General features: G+C 44.6%; 6 protein-coding genes. 5 read left to right on the forward strand and 1 reads right to left on the reverse strand.

All coding sequences use genetic code 11. The features are described 5' to 3' along the window. The coding region (locus AAGC65_RS24555; RefSeq protein ID WP_343115104.1) for an alpha/beta hydrolase-fold protein at window positions 1-695 on the forward strand (695 nt) is incomplete at its 5' end. Window positions 696-852: 157 nt separating this feature from the next. Then, window positions 853-1,749, forward strand: coding sequence for an MBL fold metallo-hydrolase (locus tag AAGC65_RS24560; protein ID WP_343115105.1), 897 nt, complete (start codon window positions 853-855; stop codon window positions 1,747-1,749). A 425-nt stretch (window positions 1,750-2,174) separates the two neighbouring features. On the opposite strand, the gene AAGC65_RS24565 is transcribed toward AAGC65_RS24560, so the two are convergent. After that, entirely contained in the window at window positions 2,175-3,065 is an 891-nt protein-coding gene (locus AAGC65_RS24565) for an alpha/beta hydrolase (RefSeq protein WP_343115106.1), read from the reverse strand. A 122-nt stretch (window positions 3,066-3,187) separates the two neighbouring features. On the opposite strand from AAGC65_RS24565, the gene trxA reads away from it, so the two are divergent. From trxA to AAGC65_RS24580, 3 genes are all read left to right on the forward strand, one after another. After that, complete coding sequence (gene trxA, locus AAGC65_RS24570) at window positions 3,188-3,484, forward strand: thioredoxin (RefSeq protein WP_343115107.1); 297 nt, start codon at window positions 3,188-3,190, stop codon at window positions 3,482-3,484. A 255-nt stretch (window positions 3,485-3,739) separates the two neighbouring features. Next, entirely contained in the window at window positions 3,740-4,393 is a 654-nt protein-coding gene (locus AAGC65_RS24575; RefSeq protein WP_343115108.1) for a TetR family transcriptional regulator C-terminal domain-containing protein, read from the forward strand. Window positions 4,394-4,402: 9 nt separating this feature from the next. Beyond that, a partial coding sequence (locus tag AAGC65_RS24580; RefSeq protein ID WP_343115109.1) for an AarF/UbiB family protein occupies window positions 4,403-5,486 on the forward strand: 1,084 nt, incomplete at its 3' end.

The following is a 5,486-nucleotide window of genomic DNA, read 5'->3' on the forward strand; positions in this document are numbered from 1 at the left end:
ATCCGGTACTATACCTGCTGCATGGTGCCGGGGATGACCAAACCGGCTGGGTACAATTTGGTGAGGTACTCAACATTACCGACAAGGCCATTAGCTCCGGTACTGCTACCCCCATGATCATTATCATGCCCGATGCCAATACCGACAGGCGCGGCTATTTTAATGATGTTAAAGGCGACTGGAATTATGAAGATTTCTTTTTTAAGGAACTGATTCCCTTTGTAGAGAAAAAGTACCGTATAAAAGCCGATAAACATTACCGGGCTGTGGCCGGGCTTTCAATGGGCGGTGGCGGATCATTTGTGTATGCCCTGCATCATCCTGAATTATTTTCAGCAGCATGTCCGCTCAGCGCGGCAACCGGACCACTCACGGTTGAGGAAGCTAAAACACAGCTCAGCAAAAGCAACCCCAACCTGCCTGATTCCGTTGTTACTAAGTATTACAACACCCACAGCGTGGTTTATATGATGAACAACATGCCCGATGATCAGAAAAAAGCCGTTCGCTGGTTTATTGACGATGGCGACGACGATTTTCTATACGAGGGGAACTGTATGGTGCACATCGCGATGCGTAAAAAGGAAATTCTGCATGAGTTTCGCGTTCGCGATGGCGGCCACACCTGGACCTACTGGCGTGCATCATTACCCAACGTACTGGAGTTTGTATCTCAAAGTTTTCACCAATATTGATGGTTCATTAGTTCAATTGTTCATTAGTTGATTGGTACTAATCATTAACATATACACGAGTACCAATCATGAAAGATCCTAATGAACCAGTGAACTATTGAACCAATGAACGATACACCAATGAACTACTGAACAAATGAACTAATAACCCAAAGAAATGGAACGCCGTAAATTTTTAATAAATACTGCCTTAACCGCAGGCTCAGTAGCATTACTGGGCAAAAAGAGTTTTGCATCACTGCTGGCCGATCCGGCCTATCAGTTTAAACCGCTTCGTAACAATGTAGGCATGTTTGCCGAACAGGGCGGCACCATTGCCTGGCTGGTAAACAAGGAGGGCATTGTAGTGGTTGATGCCGAATTTCCAGACCCGGCAACCCACCTGATAGCCGAGCTCAAAAAACAATCAGACAAACCTTTTGAATGGCTCATCAATACCCATCACCACGGCGACCATACCGGAGGCAACATTTCCTTTAAAGGTATCGTGAAAAATGTAGCCGCACATGCCAATTCGCTTACTAACCAAAAGGTGGCAGCAGCCAAACAGGGTACCGACGATAAGCAGCTGTACCCTAACATCACTTATACCAATAACTGGAAAATTAAAGTAGGCGATGAGCATATTTCCGCTCATTATTTTGGGGCTGGCCATACCAACGGCGATAGTTTTATTCATTTTGAAAACGCCAACATCGTACACACCGGCGACTTGGTTTTTAACCGCCGCTACCCTTTTGTTGACCGCACGGCCGGCGCATCATGCAAAAGCTGGATAACCGTATTGGAAAAAGCGCAGAAACAATTTGACAAAAACACCCTGTTTGTATTTGGCCACGCGTTTGACCCGCAAAAGGTAACCGGCAATATGGACGATTTAAAAGCCATGCAGCACTTTATGGAAAGTTTGGTAGCTTATGTTGACAGCAGCATTAAAGCCGGAAAATCAAAAGAAGAAATACTGGCCTCCAAAGCTATCCCAGGCGTAACCGAATGGCAGGGAGATGGCATTGAACGCGGCCTGACAGCAGCTTATGAGGAACTGACAGCGTAACCCCCGCCCCCTAAAGGGGAGTGATGGATTGCCACCGCGAGATTAGCGATAACGTATCTCGTGGTTATTATGATGTAAGCTTTTAGTTTACATCATAAGTTTTAATTCAGCTTATTCTTCAATTCTGTAAATTCTGATTCAGATATTTTTTGTAAATTTGATAAAACCAAATAGCCCGGCATCTTAACAGATAGCCGGGCTATTTGATTAAAAGAGCAAAACTCTCCAAAAAAGCGCCATCACGAAATAACAAACTGACAATCAACAAACTAAAACTTTTTAAAGCTTTAAAAACCTCATAATTTAAGCTCAAATTAAATAAAAAAGATCAAAAACACAGTAAAACCGGCAATTTTTGAAGCATTTTCGCTGATTTTCGCCCCCTTTTTATACCAAAATAAAATTTTAAAAAGTAGGTGTTATGATCAATGCAGTACTTTAGGTCGCTCTGTTTTTACCGGGTTTAAATAATTATTGTCGGCCAGCCAATCGGCCATACGCTGCGGCCAGGAATGGATAGATTGCAGCTTTGACCGGTTGCCCATATTAAACCCATGACTACCCTGGGTATACAAATGCAGCTCTACCGGAATTTTAGCCGCCCGGTACCTGTCCAGCAATTTCACTACCGATGGTGAGCAACAGGCATCATCATTAGCCGCAAGCAAAAAGGCAGGCGGTGCATCGGCAGGCAACACATCGGGTATATACAGCGGACCAGGATATATCTGTATCACAAAGTTAGGGCGGGCATTTAGTCTGTCGATAGCGTCGGGAGCATTAGCATCTCCCATACCAGGGCCATAGGCTACCATATCAACCACTTCGCCCCCGGCCGAAAAGCCCATCATGCCAATACGGTTGATGTCCAGACCATATTCGGCTGCTTTGCTGCGCACCAGTCGCATGGCACGGTATCCATCCTGCTTGGCATGTACATCAATTTTGTAGGGGGATAGCGTATCACGCCCCAGGCGATATTTGAGCACAAAAACAGTAATACCCAAATCGCTCAAATATTTTGCCGGATCGATACCCTCTGCAGTATAAACCAACAATCGGTGGCCACCGCCGGGGCATATCACCGCTGCTGCGCCATTGGCCTTGCCGGCTGGTGGGGTAAAAACGGTAAGCGATGGGTTATGGATGTTTTTCACCCAATAATCCTGAGCCTGCTCGGGCTCGTTGCGGCGGTTTTCAAAGCCGGGAGCGCCTTTGGACCAAAGCGGTATCACAGTAGATTTTCCTTGTGCCGAGGCCAAAATTGGCAAAGCCAAAAGCAGCATGCACAGGTAATTGGTTAGTTTTGTTTGCATAAAGTAAATATAGTTTGAGGGGTTCCTTTTTACAGTTATATGAGTAAACTTTTACCTAATTTAATGGTTTAATAATTAGGCCGGTAGCCAATGGCTATGGCCAGCAATTTAACAAAAAAGTTATGGCAAATTTTCAGGAAATTATAGCATCAGAAACACCTGTACTGGTTGATTTTTCGGCCGAGTGGTGTGGCCCGTGTAAAATGATGCCCCCTATATTACAAGATGTTAAACACGCCCTTGGTGATAAGGTAAAGATCATTAAAATAGATATTGACAAAAACCCTTCGGCAGCCAACGCGTACCGCATACAAAGCGTACCTACGCTCATGATATTTCAAAAAGGGGAAACCAAGTGGCGCCAAAGTGGCGTGATTCAAGCCAGGCAGCTGCAACAGGCGGTTGAGCAATTTATATAAGGAGCCTTAGCATGGCATACAAATAACTCACCTGGTCTACGCTTCGCTGGCCCCCCTCTCTTCGCCTATGGCTAAAAGAGGGTAGGAAAATGGATGATGGATAAAAGAAATTATTGCTTCACCCTCTTTCCAGCGAAGCTGAAGAGAGGGTCGACAAGCGCAGCGATGTCGGGGTGAGTCGATAAGTAGACTTTATTTTGAGGTTCATACTAACAATTACAATTTTAACGTATTAATTACTAAAGCAATCCCATTATGGCAACTACCGAAAGCATCCAAAACGCGTATATTGATTTTGTGCTCACAGAAGGCATGCAACCCAAATCGGTTTATATTTTCGCCAAGCAAAACGAAATGACTGAGGCTGAGTTTTACCAGTTCTTCGGCTCGTTTGAAGCAGTTGAGCAAAGTATCTGGGCCGATTTCGCCCGTAAAACATTAACTGAGATCAGGGCGCAGGAAGTTTGGGCCGGATACACAGCCCGTGAAAAAGCACTGTCGTTTTTCTATGGCTTTTTTGAACTGCTTAAAGGCAGCCGCAGCTTTGCTGTTTACAGTATCAATACACACCCTAAAGGCTTTACTACTCCTAAAGTATTTGAGCAGCTAAAAGCTATTTATGAAAACTTTGCCGACGAAATACTTAAAGAAGGTATTGAAACCACGGAACTGAATGACCGCAAGTTTTTCGGCAAGCGTTACAAAGATGCCTTGTGGATACAATTTATATTTGTCCTCAACTTTTGGATAAACGACAACTCAACCGGGTTTGAAAAAACCGACGAGGCCATTGAAAAAGGTGTTAATGTAACTTTCGACCTGTTTCAGCGTTCGCCGATTGATAACCTGTTTGAATATGGCAAGTTCCTGGTGCAAAACGGCGGGATAAAAGACAAAATGGGGTTTTAACAATTGATTATGGCAGATGACAATAAAGTCGCTCCTAACGGGAATGATTCAGACGGGGTTCAAAAAGAACAAAATAGCATACCAACCACAAAAGTTCAGCGTTCGGCCAAGTTTATTACCACAGGTGTAAAAATTGGCGGCAACTATATCAAGCATTATTCCAAAAAACTCTTTAATCCTGATCTGGACAAATCAGAGCTGAATGAGGATAATGCTACAGATATATATCAGTCATTAAGCGAGCTCAAAGGCAGCGCCCTCAAGGTGGCGCAAATGCTCAGTATGGATAAAAACCTGCTGCCGCAGGCTTATGTAGATAAGTTCACCCAATCACAATACAATGCGCCTCCGCTTTCGGGGCCGCTGATCGTGCAAACATTTAAAAAATATTTCGGCAAAAATCCCGACCAGATATTTGATAAGTTCAATATCCGCTCAACCAACGCGGCTTCTATTGGCCAGGTACACCAGGCTGAGTTGAATAGCAAGAAACTGGCCGTCAAGATCCAGTACCCGGGTGTAGGCGATTCTATATCATCCGACCTGAAACTGGTTAAACCATTCGCTTTCCGGATGCTGGGCATGAGCGAAAAAGAGCTGGACATATATATGCGTGAGGTTGAAGAACGCCTGCTGGAAGAAACCGACTATGAGTTGGAAGTACGCCGGTCGGTAGAGTTTTCAACGGCATGCGCTGTTCTTGATCATGTAGTTTTCCCGAAGTATTACCCCGAACTATCAAGCAAACGCATCATTACAATGGATTGGCTTGATGGACTTCACTTGCGTGAGTTTTTAGCGACTAACCCATCGCAGGAACTACGTAACCAGATTGGGCAGGCCCTGTGGGATTTTTACAACTTTCAGCAGCATGAACTGCGTGCCGTGCATGCCGACCCGCATCCCGGCAACTTTATGATAACTCCAGATGGTAATTTAGGCGTTATTGATTTTGGCTGCATTAAGGTAATGCCCGAGGAATTTTATTATCCGTTTTTCTCCCTCACCTCAACCAATTTATTGGATAACAAGGAAGAGACCATAAAAGCTTTCCGCCTGTTGGATATGATACATAAGGATGATACCCCGGAGC

The sequence above is a fragment of the Mucilaginibacter sp. genome, assembly GCF_039207105.1.
GTDB lineage: Bacteria > Bacteroidota > Bacteroidia > Sphingobacteriales > Sphingobacteriaceae > Mucilaginibacter.

What these genes read in the sequence shown, in the direction of transcription:
- AAGC65_RS24560 (WP_343115105.1), top strand. Translation starts at nt 853, where the DNA reads ATGGAACGCCGTAAATTTTTAATAAATACTGCCTTAACCGCAGGCTCA.
- AAGC65_RS24565 (WP_343115106.1), bottom strand. Translation starts at nt 3,065, where the DNA reads ATGCAAACAAAACTAACCAATTACCTGTGCATGCTGCTTTTGGCTTTG.
- trxA (WP_343115107.1), top strand. Translation starts at nt 3,188, where the DNA reads ATGGCAAATTTTCAGGAAATTATAGCATCAGAAACACCTGTACTGGTT.
- AAGC65_RS24575 (WP_343115108.1), top strand. Translation starts at nt 3,740, where the DNA reads ATGGCAACTACCGAAAGCATCCAAAACGCGTATATTGATTTTGTGCTC.